This is a genomic window from Pandoraea horticolens, assembly GCF_902459555.1.
In the GTDB taxonomy this organism is placed as follows: Bacteria; Pseudomonadota; Gammaproteobacteria; order Burkholderiales; family Burkholderiaceae; genus Pandoraea; species Pandoraea horticolens.
In genome coordinates this window covers 1-20,229 of record NZ_CABPSM010000019.1, presented here as the reverse complement: position 1 = coordinate 20,229, position 20,229 = coordinate 1, and the positions used below count along the sequence as shown (strand labels likewise).

Annotated in this window: 18 protein-coding genes and 3 pseudogenes; 16 read left to right on the top strand and 5 right to left on the bottom strand. The window is 61.0% G+C overall.

The genetic code is table 11. The features are described from left to right. Positions 1-50: 50 nt before the first annotated feature. Both rnhB and PHO31112_RS23110 read left to right on the top strand, forming a co-directional pair. Entirely contained in the window at positions 51-686 is a 636-nt protein-coding gene (gene rnhB, locus PHO31112_RS23115) for a ribonuclease HII (RefSeq protein WP_174995849.1), read from the top strand. Continuing rightward, positions 683-1,462 carry a TrmH family RNA methyltransferase gene (locus PHO31112_RS23110; protein WP_150623499.1) on the top strand — a complete coding sequence of 260 codons (780 nt, stop codon included), beginning with the start codon at positions 683-685 and terminating at the stop codon, positions 1,460-1,462. Before rnhB ends, PHO31112_RS23110 begins: the two co-directional genes overlap by 4 nt. 95 nt (positions 1,463-1,557) lie before the next feature. Here PHO31112_RS23110 and ppsR read toward each other — a convergent pair whose 3' ends face one another. Next, positions 1,558-2,403, bottom strand: coding sequence for a posphoenolpyruvate synthetase regulatory kinase/phosphorylase PpsR (gene ppsR, locus PHO31112_RS23105; RefSeq protein ID WP_150623497.1), 846 nt, complete (start codon positions 2,401-2,403; stop codon positions 1,558-1,560). 299 nt (positions 2,404-2,702) lie between these two features. Here ppsR and ppsA point away from each other — a divergent pair, with 299 nt between their 5' ends. The 3 genes from ppsA (at position 2,703) to PHO31112_RS23090 (ending at position 6,853) form a co-directional block, all read left to right on the top strand. Next, positions 2,703-5,093: a phosphoenolpyruvate synthase gene (gene ppsA / locus PHO31112_RS23100; protein WP_150623495.1), complete on the top strand. Its 2,391-nt coding sequence runs from the start codon at positions 2,703-2,705 to the stop codon at positions 5,091-5,093. Between the two features lie 156 nt (positions 5,094-5,249). Further along, positions 5,250-5,684, top strand: coding sequence for an NfeD family protein (locus PHO31112_RS23095; protein WP_150623493.1), 435 nt, complete (start codon positions 5,250-5,252; stop codon positions 5,682-5,684). Between the two features lie 185 nt (positions 5,685-5,869). Beyond that, entirely contained in the window at positions 5,870-6,853 is a 984-nt protein-coding gene (locus tag PHO31112_RS23090; RefSeq protein WP_150623491.1) for an SPFH domain-containing protein, read from the top strand. A gap of 98 nt (positions 6,854-6,951) precedes the next feature. Here PHO31112_RS23090 and smpB read toward each other — a convergent pair. Next, positions 6,952-7,401: pseudogene (gene smpB, locus PHO31112_RS23085) on the bottom strand (SsrA-binding protein SmpB); the annotation flags it as partial. A gap of 154 nt (positions 7,402-7,555) precedes the next feature. On the opposite strand from smpB, the gene PHO31112_RS23080 reads away from it, so the two are divergent. Both PHO31112_RS23080 and PHO31112_RS23075 read left to right on the top strand, forming a co-directional pair. Next, positions 7,556-7,990 (top strand): type II toxin-antitoxin system RatA family toxin, encoded by a 435-nt coding sequence (locus tag PHO31112_RS23080; RefSeq protein WP_150623489.1) that lies wholly within the window; start codon positions 7,556-7,558, stop codon positions 7,988-7,990. Beyond that, positions 7,980-8,315: an RnfH family protein gene (locus tag PHO31112_RS23075; protein WP_150623487.1), complete on the top strand. Its 336-nt coding sequence runs from the start codon at positions 7,980-7,982 to the stop codon at positions 8,313-8,315. The genes PHO31112_RS23080 and PHO31112_RS23075 overlap by 11 nt, the downstream gene beginning before the upstream one ends. A 30-nt stretch (positions 8,316-8,345) precedes the next feature. Here the strand turns inward: PHO31112_RS23075 and PHO31112_RS23070 are convergent, their stop codons facing one another. After that, on the bottom strand, positions 8,346-9,275 hold the full coding sequence (locus PHO31112_RS23070; protein WP_150623485.1) for a DMT family transporter: 930 nt from the start codon (positions 9,273-9,275) through the stop codon (positions 8,346-8,348). A 286-nt stretch (positions 9,276-9,561) separates the two neighbouring features. On the opposite strand from PHO31112_RS23070, the gene guaB reads away from it, so the two are divergent. From guaB to PHO31112_RS23045, 5 genes and pseudogenes are all read left to right on the top strand, one after another. Beyond that, a complete protein-coding gene (gene guaB / locus PHO31112_RS23065) occupies positions 9,562-11,022 on the top strand; it encodes an IMP dehydrogenase (protein WP_150623483.1) in 1,461 nt (486 codons plus the stop codon). Positions 11,023-11,028: 6 nt separating this feature from the next. Then, positions 11,029-11,721: a hypothetical protein gene (locus PHO31112_RS23060; protein WP_150623481.1), complete on the top strand. Its 693-nt coding sequence runs from the start codon at positions 11,029-11,031 to the stop codon at positions 11,719-11,721. Continuing rightward, a complete protein-coding gene (gene guaA / locus PHO31112_RS23055) occupies positions 11,696-13,279 on the top strand; it encodes a glutamine-hydrolyzing GMP synthase (protein ID WP_150623479.1) in 1,584 nt (527 codons plus the stop codon). The genes PHO31112_RS23060 and guaA overlap by 26 nt, the downstream gene beginning before the upstream one ends. Positions 13,280-13,581: 302 nt before the next feature. Then, a pseudogene (locus tag PHO31112_RS23050) lies at positions 13,582-14,154 on the top strand (tyrosine-type recombinase/integrase); the annotation flags it as partial. Beyond that, positions 14,144-14,326, top strand: coding sequence for a DUF2274 domain-containing protein (locus PHO31112_RS23045; RefSeq protein ID WP_150623580.1), 183 nt, complete (start codon positions 14,144-14,146; stop codon positions 14,324-14,326). The pseudogene PHO31112_RS23050 and the gene PHO31112_RS23045, both read left to right, overlap by 11 nt. 75 nt (positions 14,327-14,401) lie before the next feature. Here the strand turns inward: PHO31112_RS23045 and PHO31112_RS23040 are convergent, their stop codons facing one another. Further along, positions 14,402-15,364, bottom strand: a complete 963-nt coding sequence (locus PHO31112_RS23040) for an AraC family transcriptional regulator (RefSeq protein ID WP_150623477.1) — start codon at positions 15,362-15,364, stop codon at positions 14,402-14,404. A gap of 161 nt (positions 15,365-15,525) precedes the next feature. Here PHO31112_RS23040 and PHO31112_RS23035 point away from each other — a divergent pair, with 161 nt between their 5' ends. Together PHO31112_RS23035 and PHO31112_RS23030 are read left to right on the top strand one after the other, a co-directional pair. Beyond that, positions 15,526-16,281 (top strand): SDR family NAD(P)-dependent oxidoreductase, encoded by a 756-nt coding sequence (locus PHO31112_RS23035; RefSeq protein WP_150623475.1) that lies wholly within the window; start codon positions 15,526-15,528, stop codon positions 16,279-16,281. A gap of 71 nt (positions 16,282-16,352) precedes the next feature. Continuing rightward, positions 16,353-16,781 (top strand): tautomerase family protein, encoded by a 429-nt coding sequence (locus PHO31112_RS23030; RefSeq protein ID WP_150623473.1) that lies wholly within the window; start codon positions 16,353-16,355, stop codon positions 16,779-16,781. Between the two features lie 74 nt (positions 16,782-16,855). Here PHO31112_RS23030 and pdxR read toward each other — a convergent pair whose 3' ends face one another. Next, on the bottom strand, positions 16,856-18,364 hold the full coding sequence (pdxR, locus tag PHO31112_RS23025; protein WP_150623471.1) for a MocR-like pyridoxine biosynthesis transcription factor PdxR: 1,509 nt from the start codon (positions 18,362-18,364) through the stop codon (positions 16,856-16,858). 102 nt (positions 18,365-18,466) lie between these two features. Here pdxR and PHO31112_RS23020 point away from each other — a divergent pair, with 102 nt between their 5' ends. After that, complete coding sequence (locus PHO31112_RS23020; protein ID WP_150623469.1) at positions 18,467-19,891, top strand: MFS transporter; 1,425 nt, start codon at positions 18,467-18,469, stop codon at positions 19,889-19,891. Positions 19,892-20,064: 173 nt separating this feature from the next. Further along, positions 20,065-20,151: pseudogene (locus tag PHO31112_RS27435) on the top strand (LysR family transcriptional regulator); the annotation flags it as partial. Positions 20,152-20,229: the final 78 nt, after the last annotated feature.

Below are 20,229 nucleotides of genomic sequence, written 5' to 3'. Positions count from 1 at the left end.
CCGGCGCTGGCAGGCCGCGTACCCGTGCCGCCAAAGCGGCGTTGCCGCAGATGGCGCTCGACCTGTTTGCCGACGTGGCCGCCGATCTGACCTGTGGCGTGGATGAAGTCGGGCGCGGCCCGCTGGCCGGTCCCGTCGTGACGGCAGCGGTGATTCTCGATCCGTCGCGTCCGATCAAGGGGTTGGCCGATTCGAAGAAGCTCACGGCCCAGCGTCGTGAGGCGCTTTATGAGGAGATCGTCGAACGCTCGCTCGCGTATTGCATCGCCGAGGCGAGCGTGGCGGAGATCGATTCCCTGAATATCCTCCATGCGACGATGCTCGCGATGCAGCGTGCCGTGAATGGTTTGCCGCGCGTACCGACGCTGGCGCTGATCGATGGCAATCGCTGCCCCGCGCTGCCGATGCGTGCCGAGGCCATTATCAAAGGCGACGATACGGTGCCTGCGATTTCGGCGGCGTCGATTCTTGCGAAGGTCACGCGCGACCGTCAGTTGGTTGCCCTGCACGAAGAATTCCCGCAATACGGTTTCGACGAACACGTCGGTTATGGCACGCCGCGCCATCTGGAGGCGCTTCGCCTGCACGGTCCCAGCCCGCATCATCGCCAGTCCTTCGCGCCGGTTCGAGAGGCGTTTGAAATCTTCGGCGTGCTTACTGTTTCTCGTCTGGCGCGTTCGTCATGAAGCTCATCAGTTCCAAAGACAATCCGTTCTACAAGCGCCTGAAGCAACTGGCGCAGTCGAACCAGCAGCGGCGCAAGCTCGGTCAGACATTGCTGGAAGGTGTGCATCTGGCCGATGCTTATCTCGACGTGCTGGGGCAGCCGCTCGTATGCGTGGCAGCGGAACCGGCGCTTGAGAACGACGAAGTCGCGCAGATCTGGGCAAGAGTGGAGGCCGAGCGTCGCGTGTGTTTGCCACAGGCACTCTTCGAGCCGCTGTCGACGCTCGTCAACGGCGTGCCGCTGCTGTTCGTCGTGGAGGTGCCCCCGGGGCATCTGCCGACGTCGCAAAAGACGGACTGCGTCATCCTTGATGCCGTGCAGGACGCGGGTAATGTCGGTTCGATTCTCCGCAGTGCAGCGGCGGCCGGCGTTCGCGACGTGTATTGCATGTCGGGCACAGCGCTCGCGTGGTCGAGTAAGGTGCTGCGTGCCGGAATGGGCGCGCATTTCTCACTGAATATCGTGGAGCATTGCACGTCGGATTCGCTCGCGCCGCGTCTGTCGGTGCCTCTGCTGGCGACGAGTTTGCAGGCGAGCACATCGCTGTACGAGCAGGATTTACGCGCGCCTGTGGCATGGGTTTTCGGCAATGAAGGTGCCGGCGTGTCGCCACATTGGCTCGAGCGCGTGCAGACGCCGATTCGTATTCCGCAGCCGGGCGGTATGGAGTCGCTCAACGTGGCGGCGTGCGCTGCCATCTGCCTGTTCGAAGCGGTGCGTCAACGACTGTCCTGAGCGGGTTCGCGAGAGTGCGTGGTGCAAACAAAAAGGGACGCCGATGGCGTCCCTTTTGTCGTCAGCGCAGCCGCAAATCGCATGGCTGAAAGACGTCAGTAGACGTCACGCTCCAGTTTGATTTCCTGCAGGATGGTCGTGGCGATTTCTTCAATCGACTTGTGTGTCGACGACAGCCATTTGATCCCTTCGCGGCGCATCATCGCCTCGGCCTCGTTGACCTCGTAGCGGCAATTTTCCAGGGACGCATACTTGCTGCCCGGACGACGCTCGTTGCGAATCTCCGAGAGCCGTTGCGGATCGATGGACAGCCCGAAGATCTTGTCCTTGTACTGATCGAGCGTGGAGGGCAGCTTTTCGCGCTCGAAATCTTCCGGAATCAACGGATAGTTCGCGGCCTTCACGCCGTATTGCATGGCGAGATAGAGCGTGGTCGGTGTCTTGCCGCTGCGCGATACGCCTACGAGGATCACGTCGGCGCTTTGCAGATTCTTGTTGGACTGACCGTCGTCGTGCGCGAGCGAGAAGTTCACCGCCTCGATCCGGTTCTTGTAGGCCTCGCTGTCGGCGTTCTGGTGAACGCGGCCGATGGCGTGCATCGACTTGAGGCCCAGCTCCACTTCCAGCGGTTCGATGAACGTCTGGAACATGTCGAGAATCACGCCCTGGCAATTGCGCAGAATCTCGTTGGCCCGCGCGTCGACGAGTGTGCTGAAAATGATCGGCCGGACATTCTCCGTTCGATACATTTCATTGATCCGTTGTGCCGTTTCATAGGCTTTATCGACCGAATCCACGAACGGAACGCGAATCTGACGGAAACGCATTTCGAATTGTGCGAGGATCGAATGCGCGAACGTTTCGGCGGTAATTCCGGTGCCGTCGGACACGATGAAGACCGGGCGTGCAGCAACCGGTGTGGCCGCTGCGGCGGAGGGCATAGGGGAATTTCCGGTAGTCGAGGAGTCGCTCATGCGCAGAATCGCAAATTGGTGCATTGCACGGTAGAATAGCGGCAACTTGTTGGATAAGCAATTGCGCAGCCATCGCGCGCTGCCCGGCCTCAGGCCCGTCTGGCGGGGCGCAGCGGGCAATTCCGATGGCTCGATGCAGGTCGTCGGGTGCTAGCCCCTGGTTCTCGACGCAGCCCAAGCGCGATTTCTTATCCAACAGGTCGATCGGTCCACGTCAGTCCCAACCGATTCTCCGAGAATTTTTTTTCTTACCTTAGGGGCTTTTTATGACTAACGCAGCACACGACGGCGCCTACGTGGTGCCGTTTGAGCATCTGCGCATGACCGACGTCGAGTCGGTCGGCGGCAAGAATGCATCGCTTGGCGAAATGATCAGCCAACTGGCCAGCGCCGGCGTGCGCGTGCCGGGTGGTTTCGCCACGACGTCTTTCGCATTCCGCGAGTTCCTGCACCACAACAATCTGACCGAGCGCGTTGCCCAACGCCTCGAGGGTCTGGACGTGGATAACGTCAAGGCGCTCGCGGAAGCCGGTGCCGAAATCCGTCAATGGATCGTCGACGCACCGCTGCAGCCGCAGCTCGAGAAGGAGATCCGCGAGCAGTTCGCGCGCATCGCAGACGGCCAGCCGGACGCCTCGTTCGCCGTGCGTTCGTCGGCAACCGCCGAAGATCTGCCGGACGCCTCGTTCGCCGGGCAGCAGGAAAGCTATCTGAACGTGGTCGGTATCGAAGACGTGCTTGATCGCATGAAGCACGTGTTCGCCTCGCTGTACAACGACCGTGCCATCTCGTATCGCGTTCACAAGGGCTTCACGCACGCCGAAGTGGCGTTGTCTGCCGGTGTGCAGCGCATGGTTCGCTCGGACTGCGGCGCGTCGGGCGTGATGTTCACGATCGACACCGAGTCGGGTTTCCAGGACGTCGTCTTCATCACAGCCAGCTACGGCCTGGGTGAGACGGTCGTGCAGGGCGCCGTGAACCCGGACGAGTTCTACGTTTTCAAGCCGACGCTCAAGGCAGGCAAGTACCCGGTCATTCGCCGCACGCTTGGCTCGAAGCTCCTCAAGATGGAATTCACGCAACCGGGCGAGCCGGGCCGCGTGAAGACCATCGATGTGCCGATGGAGCTGCGTAACCGTTACTCCATCACCGACGACGATTGCGTCGAACTGGCCAAGTTCGCGCTGATCATCGAGAAGCACTATGGTCGTCCGATGGACATCGAGTGGGGTAAGGACGGCAAGGACGGCAAGATCTACATCCTGCAAGCGCGTCCGGAGACGGTCAAGAGCCAGGCCGTCGGCAAGGTTGAGCAACGCTTCAAGCTCAAGGGCGATGCCCCGGTGCTGGCAACGGGCCGAGCCATCGGTCAGAAGATCGGTGCAGGTCCGGTGCGTGTGATCATGGACCCGAGCGAGATGGAGCGTGTGCAGCCGGGCGACGTGCTGGTGGCTGACATGACCGACCCGAATTGGGAGCCGGTGATGAAGCGTGCATCGGCCATCGTGACCAACCGTGGCGGCCGTACCTGCCACGCGGCGATTATCGCGCGTGAGCTGGGTGTGCCGGCAGTGGTCGGCTGTGGTGATGCAACCGACGTGCTCAAGGATGGCGCGCTCGTGACCGTCTCCTGCGCCGAAGGCGACGAAGGCAAGATTTACGACGGTCTGCTCGAGACCGAAATCACCGAGATCCAGCGCGGCGAAATGCCGAAGATCCCGGTGAAGATCATGATGAACGTGGGCAACCCGCAACTCGCCTTCGACTTCGCGCAACTGCCGAACGAAGGGGTGGGCCTGGCGCGTCTGGAGTTCATCATCAATAACAACATCGGTGTGCACCCGCGCGCGATTCTCGAGTACCCGAACATCGACGCCGATCTGAAGAAGGCGGTTGAATCGGTGGCGCGTGGTCATGCATCGCCGCGTGCGTTCTACGTCGACAAGCTGGCCGAAGGCATTGCCACGATCGCCGCAGCCTTCTATCCGAAGAGCGTGATCGTGCGTCTGTCGGACTTCAAGTCCAACGAGTACAAGAAGCTCATCGGCGGTTCGCGTTACGAGCCGGACGAAGAAAACCCGATGCTGGGTTTCCGCGGTGCGTCGCGTTATATCTCGGAAGATTTCGCCGAAGCGTTCGAGATGGAATGCCGTGCACTCAAGCGCGTGCGTGACGAAATGGGTCTGACCAACGTCGAGATCATGGTGCCGTTCGTGCGTACGCTGGGTCAGGCCGAGCGTGTGGTCAACATGCTGGCTGGCTACGGTCTGAAGCGTGGCGAGAACGGTTTGAAACTGGTGATGATGTGCGAAGTGCCGTCGAACGCCATTCTGGCCGACGAGTTCCTCGAGTTCTTCGACGGCTTCTCGATCGGTTCGAACGACCTGACGCAGCTCACGCTGGGTCTGGATCGCGATTCGGGCATGGAACTGCTGGCCAGGGACTTCGACGAACGTGACCCGGCCGTGAAGTTCATGCTGACCCGCGCGATCAAGGCGTGCCTGTCGAAGGGCAAGTACGTCGGCATCTGCGGTCAGGGCCCGTCGGACCATCCGGATCTGGCCGAATGGCTGGCGAAGGAAGGCATTGCCTCGATGTCGCTCAACCCGGATACGGTCATCGAAACGTGGCAACAACTCGCCAAGCTGGCGAAGTAATCGTCACGATTACGACCTGAGTTGGGACGCGTCCGAGCGGCATCTCGGACGCAACCGAAAGGCTGGGCAATCCTTGGGGATGCGAGCGCTGATCGGTTGGTTTCGTGCTATAAACCCCGGTAATACACCGGGGTTTTTTTATGTCTGGGAGTTGTGATGGAGCAAGCTTGGCTTTGGTTCGGCGTTGCCGGATTGACCGTGGTGCTGGAGCTGGCAAGCGGAACGTTCTATCTCCTGATGGTGGCGCTCGGCATGACGGCTGGCGGCATCGCGGCGGTATTGCGCATCGACTGGCCGCTGCAGTTGGTGATTGCAGCGGTGGTGGCGGGCGTGGCCGTCTGGTTCCTGCGTCGCAGCCGGTTTGGCCGGCGGCGTATCAAGGTTGACGCAACGGCAGATCCCAACACCAATCTGGACATCGGGCAGCAATTGCATATCGAGACGTGGCAGGCTGATGGCCGTGCACGGGCGATGTACCGTGGCGCGGAGTGGGATGTCGAGCTAATGCCCGGTGAGGCCGCAGATGCAGGTTGGTTTGTTATCCGGGAGGTGCGTGGCAGTCGATTGTTCGTTGCACACGTGACGGTGTGATTGCGGGGCGACTTGAGTCCATGCATCTACGTGAGAGTTAGGCATTACCTCATTACCCGCTAGGGGATAGCTCGTTTTCGAGCGTCCACGTCGCATCGGGTCTGTGTTCCGTTACGATGCATGGCCTGCCATCGTGGGTGACGAGGAACCAGCCTGCCGTAATGGCGGGCGCTTCAGGGGGAAACATGTTCGATCTATCCAACGTCGCGTTTATTGTTTTTATCATCGCCGTGGTCATTGCGGCGCGTTCGATCAAGATCGTGCCGCAGCAGCATGCGTGGGTGATCGAGCGTCTCGGTAAATACCATGCGACCCTCACGCCGGGGCTCTCGATTGTCGTGCCGTTCGTGGACCGCGTGGCCTATAAGCATTTGCTCAAGGAAGTACCACTCGACGTGCCGAGTCAGGTTTGTATCACCAATGACAACACGCAGTTGCAGGTCGACGGGATTCTGTACTTTCAGGTGACCGATGCGATGAAGGCGTCGTACGGCTCAAGCAACTACATCGTGGCCATCACGCAACTTGCGCAAACGACGCTGCGTAGCGTGATCGGCAGGCTTGAGCTCGACAAGACGTTTGAAGAGCGCGCGTTCATCAACCACACCGTGGTCAATGCGCTTGATGAGGCAGCGTCGAACTGGGGGGTGAAGGTGCTGCGTTACGAGATCAAAGATCTCACTCCGCCGAAAGAGATTCTGCACGCCATGCAGGCGCAGATCACGGCCGAGCGCGAGAAGCGTGCACTGATCGCGGCATCGGAAGGCAAGCGGCAGGAGCAGATCAACCTGGCGACCGGCGCACGCGAAGCGGCTATCCAGAAGTCCGAAGGTGAGCGTCAGGCGGCGATCAATCGGGCGCAAGGTGAGGCGTCGGCCATTCTGGCGGTGGCGGAGGCGAACGCCGAGGCCATTCAAAAGATTGGGACGGCGATTCAGACGCAGGGCGGCATGGAGGCCGTCAACCTCAAGGTGGCCGAGCAATACGTCAACGCGTTCGGCAATCTCGCCAAAACGAACAACACGCTGATCGTGCCGGGCAATCTCACGGATTTGAGCGGCATGATTGCTTCGGCGCTCAAGATCGTGCGCGGCACCGAAGGGGGATCGACCCCGGGAGGCGATGGCGGCGGTGTTGGTGGCTTCGGTAATTCGACTCCCCGGCGCTAAACTGGCGCAACAATGAAAAACGGCCCAGATGGGCCGTTTTCTTTTGGTGGTTGGCAAACGTGTTGGCTGTATCGCGCGCACCATGCCGATGCTGCGTCTCAGGTGGGTGTGCGCATCAAACGTGCTTTTTCGCGATCCCAGTCGCGTTTCTTTTCCGTCTCGCGCTTGTCGTGAAGCTTCTTGCCCTTGGCTAGCCCGATCTCGCATTTCACCAGACCTTTGCTGTAGTGCAGGTTGATGGGAACGAGCGTGTATCCGCGTTGCTCCACCTTGCCGATGAGTTTCTTGATTTCGTCGGCTTTCAGCAGGAGCTTGCGGGTGCGCACGGGGTCGGGCTTGATGTGCGTCGATGCGGTTTGCAACGGGCTGATGTGCGTGCCGATCAGGAATATCTCGCCATTCTTGATGACGACATAGCCTTCCTTGATCTGCGCCCGCCCGGCGCGAATTGCCTTGACTTCCCACCCCTCGAGCGCGATCCCGGCTTCGTATCGCTCCTCGATGAAGTAATCGAAGAAGGCCTTCTTGTTGTCAATGATGCTCATGGATCCTTGGCGGGTAACTTGGTCGGACCCGGTGAGTCGGGCTCGGGTAAAATAGCGATTTTAACAAAGAGTCTCGGCAAGAGGCGGCTTGCGACGCGCGGGGGTCGATGCAGCATCGATCGCAGGCGTGCCGTGCGAACGCCTCGCCCGACAGACGATGGCCGAAGTCAGTAAAACCGTTCTCGTGCATTTCTCCGATGAGCAGATGTACGACCTGGTGACCAATGTCGCCGATTACCCCAAATTCCTGCCCTGGTGCGGTGGTGTCGAGATTCGACATCAGGACGAGCACAGCATGGAGGCGTCGCTGATGATTGACTTCAAGGGGCTGAAGCATTCGTTCGCGACGCGCAATATTCAGACGCGTCCGGACTCCATTCAAATGACGTTCGTCGAAGGGCCCTTCAAGCGTTTTCACGGCACGTGGAAATTCACCGCGCTGCGCGAGAACGCCTGCAAGATCGAGTTCGGCCTTCACTACGAATTTGCGAATTTTCTGCTCGAGAAGGTCATCGGGCCAGTGTTCAGTCACATTGCGAATACGTTCGTCGACGCGTTCGTCAAGCGCGCGGAGGCCGTGTATGTCAAATGAGCTGAATGTCGAAGTCTGCTATGCGCTGCCTGACGAGCAAACGATCATTCCGTTGACGTTGCCGCAAGGCGCCACAATGCGTGACGCGATCGAGCGTAGCGGTGTGCTGCAACGCTTTCCCGAGCTGGATTTCGCGCGCATGAAAGCCGGCGTCTTCGGCAAGGTTCGTGTGCTCGACGCCGTAGTGGAAGCGGGCGATCGCGTCGAGATCTACCGCGTGCTCAAGGCTGACCCCAAGGTGGCGCGTCAGCGACGTGTTGAGAAAGTGCGTAACGAGGGAAGCCGGGAAGGGCAGAAGTGGCTGGGGAGCCGTCGCGGGAGCTAGGCCGGCGACAGACTCCCGGCCCTGCACCGGTCAGTGTGTCGATCCCCGTGAATGCAGCCGTACCGACGCGCTGACGCCCGCGAGCAGCAACACAATGGCCGCGAGTTCGAGCAGGCGCGGTACGCGCTGTTCGTAAATGAAGCCATAAATCAGCGCGAACAGCGTTTCAAACACGATCATCTGGCCTGACAGGGTCAGCGGCAGCCGCCGGCTCGCCGCATTCCAGAACGCGTTGCCGATAGTCGATGCGCCTATCGCCACGGCGATATTCACGATCAAGAACATTTGCCAGTCGCGCGGCACTTCGGTCGCTGCCGGGGGTGGCAGCAACACGGCCGGGACAGCCAGCGCCAAGGCCAGAACGCCAGTGGCGACGCCTGTCAGCAACGACCATTCCTGACTCGTGAAGTGTCCGAATCGCGCCAGATAGCGGGCATTGGCCACGGCGTACCAGGTCCAGCTCACCAGAGCACCGACGGCGCAAGCGATGCCCGCGAGCGTCAGCCGCCAGTCCCCGCCACTTGCCGAGGCGTGGGCGAACACGTCGACATTGATGCAGACGATACCCGCAGCCACCAGCGCCAATGGGCCCGCCAGCCGGGACAGGGGCATGGCGCCGTGATCGCGGCTGCCGACCAGCGTGACCGTCACGGGCAGCACGCCAACGATCAGCGACGCGGGGGCGATGCCGGCCATCTGTACGGCGCCGGCGAGGAACAGGTAATAGATGAGGTTGCCGACCAGACTCAGCCGGAATAACGCGCGCCAGTCATGGCCAGTGACGGTATGCCGCAGGCGCGCCCAGAGCGGCGCGAGCAGCGCGGCTGACACCAGCCCGTAAAGCACGTAGCGGGCAGCCGACAGTTCCAGCGGCGAGAAGCCGGGCAGCAGGCGAGGGGCCAGAAAGACCAGTCCCCACAATGCGCCCGCCGCCAATCCGAAAGAAATGCCTTGCCCCATGAAGTTCGCGCCCGTGGTTCGTGGTATCGAGATGTCGGTGATCCGTACCGCCCGGTGCGCCGGTTGTGCCGGTCAGGGCGGTGCAGGAAGGGCGCAAGAATAGCATGGGGCCGACGCGTGCCGATTGTGAAATCCGGCATTCAGCGGGCCGGGGCGCCGACCCAAAAGGGGAGCGAAACGTACGCGAGTCATCTCTCGGGGAAAAAGCCCCTTGACATGTGGGGGCGGACGTTCCATGCAACTCGCGATTTCTGTATAATTCGATTTTGCGCCTACAGGATTTGCCATGCGTCTGATCCAAAAAGCACTCACTTTCGATGACGTGCTCCTCGTCCCGGCGTACTCCGCCGTTCTCCCGCGCGACACCAAGCTGAAAACCAAGCTCACGCGCAACATCATCCTGAACATGCCTTTGTTGTCGGCCGCCATGGATACGGTGACCGAAGCGCGTCTTGCCATTGCCATGGCGCAACAGGGCGGTATCGGCATTATTCACAAGAATCTGAAGCCGGCCGAGCAGGCGCGGGAAGTCTCGAAGGTCAAGCGCTTTGAGTCGGGTGTTCTGCGCGACCCGATCACGATTCCGCCGCACATGAAGGTTCGCGACGTGATCGCGCTGTCGCGCCAGCATGGCATTTCCGGTTTCCCGGTCGTCGAGGGCGCACAGCTCATCGGGATCGTGACTAACCGCGACCTGCGTTTCGAGAGCCGCCTGGATGAGCCGGTGCGCGCGATCATGACGCCGAAGGAGAAGCTCATCACCGTGCGTGAAGGCGCTTCGCCGGCCGACGCCGAGCAACTGATGCACAGCCACCGCCTGGAGCGCGTGCTGGTCGTCAACGATGCTTTCGAGCTGCGCGGCCTGATGACGGTCAAGGACATCATGAAGGCGACCGAGCACCCGCTCGCGAGCAAAGACGAGCACGGCAAGCTGCGCGTTGGCGCGGCAGTGGGTGTGGGTCCGGACAATGAAGAGCGTGTCGAGTTGCTGGTGGCTGCCGGCGTCGACGTGATCGTGGTCGATACGGCTCATGGCCATAGCCAGGGCGTGCTCGACCGCGTACAGTGGGTCAAGAAGCATTTCCCGCAGATTGAAGTGGTGGGCGGCAATATCGCCACGGCGGGTGCTGCGCGGGCCCTGATGGAACACGGTGCAGATGCGGTCAAGGTCGGTATCGGCCCGGGCTCGATCTGCACGACGCGTATCGTGGCCGGTGTCGGTGTGCCGCAGATCACGGCAATCGCCAATGTGGCCGAAGCTCTCGAAGGTACGGGCGTTCCGCTGATTGCCGACGGCGGCATTCGCTACTCGGGCGACATCGCCAAGGCGCTGGCCGCGGGGGCGCACACCGTGATGATGGGCAGCATGTTCTCCGGCACGGAAGAAGCGCCGGGCGAAGTGTTCCTGTATCAGGGCCGTTCATACAAGAGCTACCGCGGCATGGGCTCGGTGGGCGCGATGAAGGATGGGGCTGCTGACCGTTACTTCCAGGATCCTGCGAACAACGCCGACAAGCTGGTGCCGGAAGGTATCGAAGGCCGCGTGGCCTACAAGGGCAGCGTGAACGCCATTCTCCATCAATTGACCGGCGGTATCCGCTCGTCGATGGGGTATCTGGGTTGCCAGACGATCGAAGAACTGCACAAGAACGCCGAGTTTGTTCAAATCACGGCCGCCGGCATGCGCGAATCGCACGTGCACGACGTTCAGATCATGAAGGAAGCCCCCAACTACCACGTGGAGTAATCGCCCATGAAGGCCATGTTGCGTACGGTACTGTTCCTCAATGCGGCGCTGAATCTGGCACTTGGTGTGCTGCTGATTGCGTCGTTCTGGTCATCGCTGTACGCGGCCATTGAAGTGCCCGCGCCATCGCCCGTGCTCTATGCGCAGGCGCTCGGTGTAGCCTTCATCGGCGTGGCCTGGCTGCAATGGCACGCCACCGTGAACGGCCAGTTGACGGCGACCGTCGCGAAAGTGACGGGGCATATCAATTGGGTGACCGGTGCGTTCGTGCTGGGCTGGCTGATCTCCGGCCAACTGGCGGTGACGGGGGGCGGCAAGTTGTTGATGCCGGCGCTTGGTGCTGTCCTGTTGGTGGTGGGCGCCATTCTCGTCAAGCTGGCGTCGAGCGTGCGCACGAAAGAGCGCGTGCAGGCGGCGCAGCATGCCGGCGGAGGAGCGCGTGGGGGTGCCGTGAGCGACACCCGGCGCAACGCACCGTACGATGACGCCGATGCCCGGGCCCTCGACGAGGCCCGAGGCACGCGCGCTGAGCCGCGCATGGAGACGCCTGGGGGCGGCTCTACCTCCGTCAACACTACGCCGGTCGCGCCTGCGGGCAGCACCGGCACTGTCACGCCTGTGCCTTCCGCCACGGCGCCGACGTCCAACGAATCCACTTCTTCCGTACCTCACGATGCACGACAAAATCCTCATTCTTGACTTCGGCTCGCAAGTCACCCAGCTCATCGGCCGCCGCGTTCGCGAAGCGCGCGTCTACTGCGAGATTCACCCGAACGACGTTTCGGACGAGTTCATTCGCGAATTCAATCCGAAGGCCGTCATTCTGTCGGGTAGCCACGCGAGCACATATGAGGATCAGGATCTGCGCGCCCCGCAGGCGGTGTGGGATCTGGGCGTGCCGGTGCTGGGCATTTGCTACGGCATGTTCGCGATGACGGTCCAACTGGGCGGTCAGGTTGAGGCGAGTAACCATCGCGAGTTTGGTTACGCCGAGGTGCGTGCGCATGCGCATACGCCGTTGCTCGAGGGCCTTGAGGATTTCCGTACGACCGAAGGTCACGGCATGCTCAAGGTGTGGATGAGTCACGGTGACAAGGTCACGCAATTGCCGCCGGGTTTTGCGCTGATGGCGTCGACGCCGAGCTGCCCGATTGCCGGTATGGCCGACGTGGTGCGCAACTACTACGCGGTGCAGTTCCACCCGGAAGTCACACATACGGTGAAGGGGCGCGAATTGCTCGAGCGTTTCGTGCTGCAGATTGCCGGCGCGAAGCCGGACTGGATCATGCGCGATCACATCGAGGAAGCCGTCAAGGCAATCCGCGAGCAAGTGGGCGACGAGGAAGTGATTCTGGGCCTGTCGGGCGGCGTAGATTCGAGCGTTGCGGCGGCGCTGATTCATCGCGCGATCGGCGATCAACTGACGTGTGTGTTTGTCGATCACGGTCTGTTGCGTTTGAACGAAGGCCACATGGTGATGGAGATGTTCCAGGGGCGTCTGCACGCGAAGGTCGTGCATGTCGACGCCGCTGACCAGTTCATGGGCCATCTGAAGGGCGTGACCGATCCGGAGCAGAAGCGCAAGATCATCGGCCGTGAATTTGTCGAAGTGTTCCAGGCCGAAGCGAAGAAGCTGAAGAACGCGAAGTGGCTGGCGCAGGGCACGATCTATCCGGACGTGATCGAGTCGGGTGGCGCGAAGACGAAGAAGGCGACGACAATCAAGAGCCACCACAATGTCGGCGGCTTGCCGGAGACGCTGGGTCTGAAGCTGCTTGAGCCGCTGCGCGATCTGTTCAAGGACGAAGTGCGCGAGCTGGGTGTGGCGCTGGGGCTGCCGCATGACATGGTCTATCGTCACCCGTTCCCGGGCCCGGGGCTGGGCGTGCGGATTCTGGGCGAAGTGAAGCGCGACTACGCCGACCTGCTGCGTCGTGCCGATGCGATCTTCATTGAAGAGTTGCGCAACACGGTCGAGCCGAACAGCGGCAAGACGTGGTACGAATTGACGAGCCAGGCGTTCGCGGTATTCCTGCCGGTCAAGAGTGTGGGCGTGATGGGCGATGGCCGCACGTACGAATGGGTCGTGGCGCTGCGCGCTGTGCAGACGCAAGACTTCATGACGGCGCATTGGGCACACCTGCCGCACGACCTGCTCGGCAAGGTCTCGAATCGCATCATCAACGAAGTTCGTGGGTTGAACCGCGTTGTTTATGACATCTCGGGCAAGCCGCCGGCAACGATCGAATGGGAGTGAGATCAGGTCCTCCGGGGACTATCGCAGGCTATCGAAAAACTGTCGTAACGTGTTGATCTAAGGGGGAATGCGTCACGACAGCTATCGGTGGCTATCGCCGGTCAGCGGAACAAGTTGGCGGTGGAATTGCCGGTAAGAACTGAGGGTCGGATTAAGACCGGTCCTGTTCACTATCCAGACCAAAGCCGTCTTTGACGGTAAAGGTCTTCTCGGGAAAGCTTGTTTTATGCGGCTTTCCCGGCATCAGCAGATCTCCTGGCCCCTGACGGTAAAGGCCGTCACGAAACAGGAGAAAAACCTCGATGCTTACCGACACAGCGCTGCGCAATCTCAAGCCTAAGTCCAAGATTTATAAGGCTTCAGACCGCGACGGGATGTACGTAACGGTATCGCCTACCGGTACCGTCACCTTCCGCTACTACTACCGCCTCAACGGACGCCGCGAAACTCTTGCCATTGGCCGCTACGGACCTGCCGGTATTTCGCTGGCTCTTGCCCGTGAAAAGCTGATCGACGCCAAAAAGGCCGTCGCTCAGGGCAAGTCCCCCGCGCCGGAGAAGCAGCGCGAGAAGCGCCGCCTGACCGCCGCCAAGACATTCGGCGAGATGACCGGGAAGTGGCTGGCGGGCACCCGGATGGCCGACAGAACCAAGGCGATGCGCAAGAGCATCGTCGATCGGGACATCTTGCCGGCCTTCGACAACCGCTAGCTCCGCGAAATCGCCTCCGACGACCTGTGAGCCTTGTGCAACAAGGTGAAGGATCGCGGCTTGTCGCCGCTTGAGATCCGCCTGATGGCGCGACGGATGGAATCGGTGGCGACCTATCCGGCCATCCGGCTGGCGTTACGCATGATCCTGCTGACTGATCTTCGCGTGCCCGGTCAGCCTTAAGGCCGACCTCGACCTCGACCTCGACCTCGACCGCTACGCGGCGCTGCACGCGCAGGCGTATGGTGAGGCGATCGATGCCGCGACGCTGACTCCGCACATGCGGGAGGCATTCATGGCGGGGGATCGAGGATTCAAGAAGGGCCCTGCGCCCTGAGGAGCGGCAACACAGCCGACATGATGGCGCTGCCCATCACCCCAAGGCATATCCTGGCCCCACTAGCCGCTGTGGTCAGGATTTGGTGGAAATCAACACGGAAGCACTAGTTTGCATGCGCGCTTGGCGAATGTCGCGCGCCGGTGGTTGACCAAACATCCGGGCGTACTCGCGGGTGAACTGGGGGACGCTTTCGTAGCCGACGTGATGAGCGGCGCGGGTGATCGACGTGCCTTCGACCAGCATGCACCGACGCGCTTCGAGTAGGCGGAGTTGTTTCTGAAACTGCAGGGGCGTTAGCGTGGTGATGTTGCGGAAATGCGTATGGAAGCCTGACAGGCTCATGCCCGCGGCATTGGCCAGCGTTTCCATCCGCACTGGCTTGGCATACTGTTCGCGAATGACTGAGATTGCGCGGGCAATTCGCTGCGTGTGACTATCGGTGACGCCCAGCGCACGAATGGCGCTACCGTGTTGCCCGGACAGTAGCCAGAAATGCAGTTCGCGCACCAACTGGCGGCCTAGCACTGCCAGTGCGGCGGGGCGCTCCAGCAGCTTGAGCAGGCGCAGCGCGGCCTCGGCAACCTCCGCCTCGGTTGGATCGACTCGCACTGGCTGATCCATCACGTAGGGGAGCGCGCCTATCTCGCCAACTAACTCGGCAATGATGGCCGCATCGAGCTCGACGACCAGCGAGTAATATGGGGCTGCCAGGCTCGCTTTTGTAATCTGGCTGACTGTCGGCACGTCGGTGCTGATCAAAAGCGACTGACCAGCGCCGAAATCAAAGCTGCGATTGCCCATGGTTACCCGTTTTTCGCCTTGCAGTACCACGGCCACCAGCGGCTTGTTGATTGCATATTGCAGCGCGGACGCCGCCGTCTCACGGAGGATGACTATGCCATCGATCAAGGTGGGTGCGACACCTTCGGGATTGATATGTGCGTCGGCGTAGCGGCGCGCCAGTTGCAGCAGCGAGCCATCGGAGCTGTGGGCGATGGGTTCGGCCCGACCGGAGGATTGGGTAAGTGCTTTCATGGATTTAGGCAATCATTTCATCCGTCATTTTCCTATCTGTATTAGAGTTGTTAGCCGTTCTTAGGGCAAGAAAAAACGATCGAGCAAGAATCTCGCATGATCGAGCAACCCGGGCAGGGCGGGAGTTCCTACACTGGTCTCACACCAACAAGGAGCGTTCCATGACTGCCATTTCTCTCGTCACTGGCGCTAGCCGAGGCCTCGGCCGTAACACCGCACTGAGCATCGCCCGCCATGGCGGTGATGTGATCGTCACCTACCGGGGCGGCAAAGAGGGAGCCGACGCCGTCGTCGCTGAAATCCAGGCGCTCGGCCGCAAAGCTGTTGCTCTGCAACTGGATACGGGCAATGTGGCCTCCTTTGCAAACTTCGTCGCTGCCGTTCGCAAGGCGCTCACCGACACCTGGGGCTGCGACACGCTCGACAATCTGGTTAACAACGCCGGTCATGGCGAAATGGCGGACTTTGCGGCTACTACGGAGGCGCAGTTCGATTCCCTGTTCAATGTCCACGTGAAGGGCGTGTTCTTCCTCACCCAGGCGTTGCTGCCGTTGCTCGCCGACGGCGGTCGCATCGTCAACTTTTCTTCGGGGCTGACGCGCGTCTCGTTCCCGGGCTTTTCTGCCTACTCGGCCGCCAAGGGCGCAGTGGAGATTCTGTCGGTCTACATGGCCAAGGAATTGGGTACGCGCGGGATCGCCGTCAACACCGTGGCCCCCGGCGCCATCGAAACCGACTTCCTGGGTGGCGCCGTGCGCGACATCCCAGACTACAACAAGGCTTTCGCCAGCATGACGGCCCTCGGTCGCGTGGGAGTGCCCGATGATATTGGCCCGATGGTCGCCAGCCTGTTGGGCCCCGACAACCGCTGGGTCAATGGCCAGCGTATCGAAGTCTCCGGCGGGCAGACCATCTAGGTTGCCGCAACGGGATGCCGTCTTCGGGCTGCATCCTTCACACCCCGAATCCAGATCACGGTGGTCCGTACATGCCCACGCTCATCATTCATTCACCCGCAGGCACCTTTAGTGCCGACGATCGCAAGCAAATCGCGAGTTCGCTCACTCAACTAGGACTTGATTGCGAGTCGCTGCCGTACTCGCCGTTGGTGATCAGCACCGTGTGGATCTACTTTGCCGACTATCCCGCTGATTCGGTATTTATGGGCGGTGCTCCTGCATGGATGCCGGTCGTCACACTCCAAATCTACGTGATCGCCGGGGGTCTGGATGACGCTGGGAAGTGCAAGTTGATCGAAGGCGCAACCAGCATTCTCGATCGCCGTCCGGCCAGCACCTCCGTGGCTCCGGTCTATGTCGTGATCCATGAAATCCCTGAAGAGAACTGGGGGATTTTCGGACACCAAGCTGATTTGACGGCGCTTCGCGCTAGCGCGGTGGACGCCCCAGCGATTTGAAGGTTAGTTACGCAACCAATCCGTGGTCTGGATTTCTCAATGCAGATCATATCTATACATCGGGACATGGGCCGCTAGCCGCGGATGGCACGCCGCAACCTTCGAACCGCGCCCGACATGTTGTCGGGTCGCGTTGCGCCGAATCCGATCACGAGCCCGGCTTCGCCACCTGTCCGGAAATGAGGTGACAGCGGCGGCGTTTGCAACCCCAGCGCCGCTGCGGCGCCCCACACCGTAAGGTCAACATCCGGTGTGTCCGCATCGCGCAGCCTAGCGACGAGATGCAGTCCGGCGTTCGGAGCAGTACCCCAGTCGAGTACATCGGGACAATGACGTTCAAGCGCGGTCAGTAGCGCATCTCGCCGCTCTGCGTAGAGCATCCGCATGCGGCGCAGATGTGTGGCGAAATGTCCTTCGCCAATGAATTCCGCGAGGACGACCTGCAGAGGCGGCGGTGATTGTCTGTCGACCAGCCCGCGGGCATGCGCGAACGCGCCGGCAAGACTGGGGGGCGCTATCAAAAAACCGAGCCTGAGACCGGGCGCGAGCACCTTTGCGAACGTACCGACGTAGACGACACGATTCGCCGCCGACTGCCGAGCGAGTGCGCGTAGCGGTTGCAGCGGTCGGCCTGCGTAGCGATAGTCGCCATCGCAGTCGTCCTCGACAATCCACGCACTCGCTTGTTCAGCCCAGTCCAACAGGGCGAGCCGGCGCCGCAGACTCATGGTTACACCCAGAGGATATTGATGCGATGGTGTGACGACGGCAAGACGTGCTTCACCGGCGAGACGCATGCCGGCATTGACGTCGAGTCCTTCCATATCGACCGGCACTGGCACGATGCGTGCTCCGGCGCTCTCAATCGCGCTATGTCCGGCAATAAAGCCCGGGTTTTCGACCCACACGGCGTCGCCTGGGTCGGTGAGCAAGCGCGCGGCCAGCTCGATTGCATGCTGCGAGCCAGATGTGATTACGACGTCGTCCGCGCCGCAGGGCAGGCCACGCGTCGCGCCCAGATGTTCGGCAATGGCGGCGCGCAGCGGCAGAAAGCCTGCCGGATCGGCGTAACCAAGTTGATCGATGGACGGTCGGCTACGCCAGAAGCGGGCGGACAGGCGCGCCCAGGTGTCATACGGAAACGCATCGAGGGCAGGTGTACCTGGCGCCAGCAGGCCAGGACCGCGCGGTACCGGCGTAATGGGTAGCTTGACGAGCCCGCTGCCACGCCTGGAAAGCCCTCGGTAGGCATCGTCGCGCGCTGCGGTCTCCGACACTTCACGTCCGATGGCAGGCGGCGCGAGATCTTCCGGAAGCACATCGGGTACGTAGATGCCGGAGCCGCGTCGCCCTTGTGCATATCCCTCCGCGACCAGTCGATCGTAGGCAAGCACGACGGTCTGCCGCGATACACCCAGTTCCGCCGCAAACGACCGCGATGGCGGCAGCCGCGCGCCAGGACGCAAGTGACCACGCAGTACAGCGTTGCGTAAATGACTGGCAATTTGCTCCTGGAACGGGAGAGCGGACGCCGGATCGACGATGAAAGTCCCCCAGACCGGTAGCGTAGCGCGTTTGTTCATGATTGAAAAGTGGACTGATCTATTTTCCAAAAGCGGGTTTATGCGATTGTGCCACCCATTGCTATCGTGTGAAGCACGTCATTCCTCTTTTCGAATTCGCACATGGCTATCGAAGCATCTCCGTTGCAGCGCCGCTTCGCGCTCGCCTCGCTCTTCGCCGGCGTGTTTCTGCCGCCGCTCGACTACTTCATCGTCAATCTGGCGTTGCCAGCCATACACGTCGGCCTGAAGGCCAGTGAGGCACAGATCCAGTTCACGGTTTCCGCATATGCGCTCGCTTACGCCGTCATGCTGATTACGGGCGGGCGTCTTGGCGACTTATATGGGCGTCGCCGCGTTTTCATGATCGGGATGGCGGCATTTGTTGTAGCGTCAGCGCTATGTGGAGTGGCGACCAGCGGAGCGCAATTGGTTGCCGGTCGGGTTCTGCAAGGCATAAGCGCCGCGCTCATCACACCGCAGGTCCTCGCTTCAATCCGCACGGTTTTTCCCATACAGATGCAGGCGCGACTGATGGGTATCTATGGATTCGTGTTTGGACTTGCCTCTGTGGTTGGCCAAATCGGTGGCGGTGCGCTAATCGACTTACATCCATGGGGACTCGACTGGCGCGTCGTCTTTCTCGTTAATGTGCCAATTGGCCTGCTCGCACTTGGCGGCGCATGGCGATTTCTGCCGGAAAATCGCGCGGAGCACCGTGCGCGTATCGATGTGCCAGGAGTGGTCACACTGACAATCGCGTTGATCATGCTAATTTATCCACTAACCGCAGGGCGTGAGCTTCATTGGCCGGTGTGGATGCTATGGAGTCTTGGTCTGAGTGTGCCGGCGTTCGTCATGTTTATTGGGCTAGAGCGACGCATCGAGCTCCGATCGGGCGGCCCTCTCGTCGATGTCTCAGTGCTTGGCCGTCCCGTCGTAGCCATTGGACTGTTGCTGGCATTCCTTTTCTACTGTATAGCCTCATTTTTCCTCACGTACGGCATCTTCCTGCAGGAAGGACTTGGCTGGACGCCTTTGCGGTCCGGTCTTGGCCTTGCGCCTTATGGCGCTGGCTACCTGCTCGGTCCACTCGCAACACCATGGCTCGCGCGCCGCATCGGAGACGGTTTGTTGCCGCTCGGGTTCGGCTGCCTTGCGAGCGGCTTCGCACTTTGCGCAATGCAGTTGGGGCATGGTGTCCCAGGTTCTGGGTTCTATTTCGGCTTGCTAATCGCTGGTACAGGGCAAGGGATGGCGCTCCCGACATTGCAGCGGATCGTACTGACGAACGTAGATGCAGGACGCGCTGGCATGATCGCTGGAGCTATTGTTGCGATGCTCTACGTTGGCGCTGCCTTCGCGACGGCTTGCATTGGCGGTGCGTTCTTTGCTGTGCTTGGCAATGGTAGCGACGCAGCGGCATACGCTCAGGCGATGCGTGTGGGGCTCTGCTGGATGCTGGTACCGCTGGTTGCCGGCTTCCTGCTCAGCATCTGGATGACGCGGCGTCGCGAGCGTGCGACGGTAGTCGTGCGGAGTTCATGATGCGACTGGCAGTGCGGTAACCGGGATACCCGGCACATGTGACTTGGCAGCGGGCATTCATTCAGGGTATCCATTGGTCAATTGGTTTTGCGATGACGCTGTTGTTTTCGGATACGTCATGTGCCATCTGGAATTCGGTGCGGAAAGGTAAGTGAGATGAAGAGGGGGCAGTCATGGAGTTTCGTCACCTCCGATGTCTCATGGCCGTTGTTGAGGAACTTCACTTTGCCCGGGCCGCGGAGCGACTGCACATTGAGCAGTTGGAGCGGCCCCCTGAAACGCCGGACACAGTCACCCACTTACAATAACGGGTAGGCATAAGACTGTGTTTTTGACTA

Coding starts and splice junctions, on each gene's coding strand:
- rnhB (WP_174995849.1), top strand. CDS start 51: ATGGCGCTCGACCTGTTTGCCGACGTGGCCGCCGATCTGACCTGTGGC.
- PHO31112_RS23110 (WP_150623499.1), top strand. CDS start 683: ATGAAGCTCATCAGTTCCAAAGACAATCCGTTCTACAAGCGCCTGAAG.
- ppsR (WP_150623497.1), bottom strand. CDS start 2,403: ATGCCCTCCGCCGCAGCGGCCACACCGGTTGCTGCACGCCCGGTCTTC.
- ppsA (WP_150623495.1), top strand. CDS start 2,703: ATGACTAACGCAGCACACGACGGCGCCTACGTGGTGCCGTTTGAGCAT.
- PHO31112_RS23095 (WP_150623493.1), top strand. CDS start 5,250: ATGGAGCAAGCTTGGCTTTGGTTCGGCGTTGCCGGATTGACCGTGGTG.
- PHO31112_RS23090 (WP_150623491.1), top strand. CDS start 5,870: ATGTTCGATCTATCCAACGTCGCGTTTATTGTTTTTATCATCGCCGTG.
- PHO31112_RS23080 (WP_150623489.1), top strand. CDS start 7,556: ATGGCCGAAGTCAGTAAAACCGTTCTCGTGCATTTCTCCGATGAGCAG.
- PHO31112_RS23075 (WP_150623487.1), top strand. CDS start 7,980: ATGTCAAATGAGCTGAATGTCGAAGTCTGCTATGCGCTGCCTGACGAG.
- PHO31112_RS23070 (WP_150623485.1), bottom strand. CDS start 9,275: ATGGGGCAAGGCATTTCTTTCGGATTGGCGGCGGGCGCATTGTGGGGA.
- guaB (WP_150623483.1), top strand. CDS start 9,562: ATGCGTCTGATCCAAAAAGCACTCACTTTCGATGACGTGCTCCTCGTC.
- PHO31112_RS23060 (WP_150623481.1), top strand. CDS start 11,029: ATGAAGGCCATGTTGCGTACGGTACTGTTCCTCAATGCGGCGCTGAAT.
- guaA (WP_150623479.1), top strand. CDS start 11,696: ATGCACGACAAAATCCTCATTCTTGACTTCGGCTCGCAAGTCACCCAG.
- PHO31112_RS23040 (WP_150623477.1), bottom strand. CDS start 15,364: ATGAAAGCACTTACCCAATCCTCCGGTCGGGCCGAACCCATCGCCCAC.
- PHO31112_RS23035 (WP_150623475.1), top strand. CDS start 15,526: ATGACTGCCATTTCTCTCGTCACTGGCGCTAGCCGAGGCCTCGGCCGT.
- PHO31112_RS23030 (WP_150623473.1), top strand. CDS start 16,353: ATGCCCACGCTCATCATTCATTCACCCGCAGGCACCTTTAGTGCCGAC.
- pdxR (WP_150623471.1), bottom strand. CDS start 18,364: ATGAACAAACGCGCTACGCTACCGGTCTGGGGGACTTTCATCGTCGAT.
- PHO31112_RS23020 (WP_150623469.1), top strand. CDS start 18,467: ATGGCTATCGAAGCATCTCCGTTGCAGCGCCGCTTCGCGCTCGCCTCG.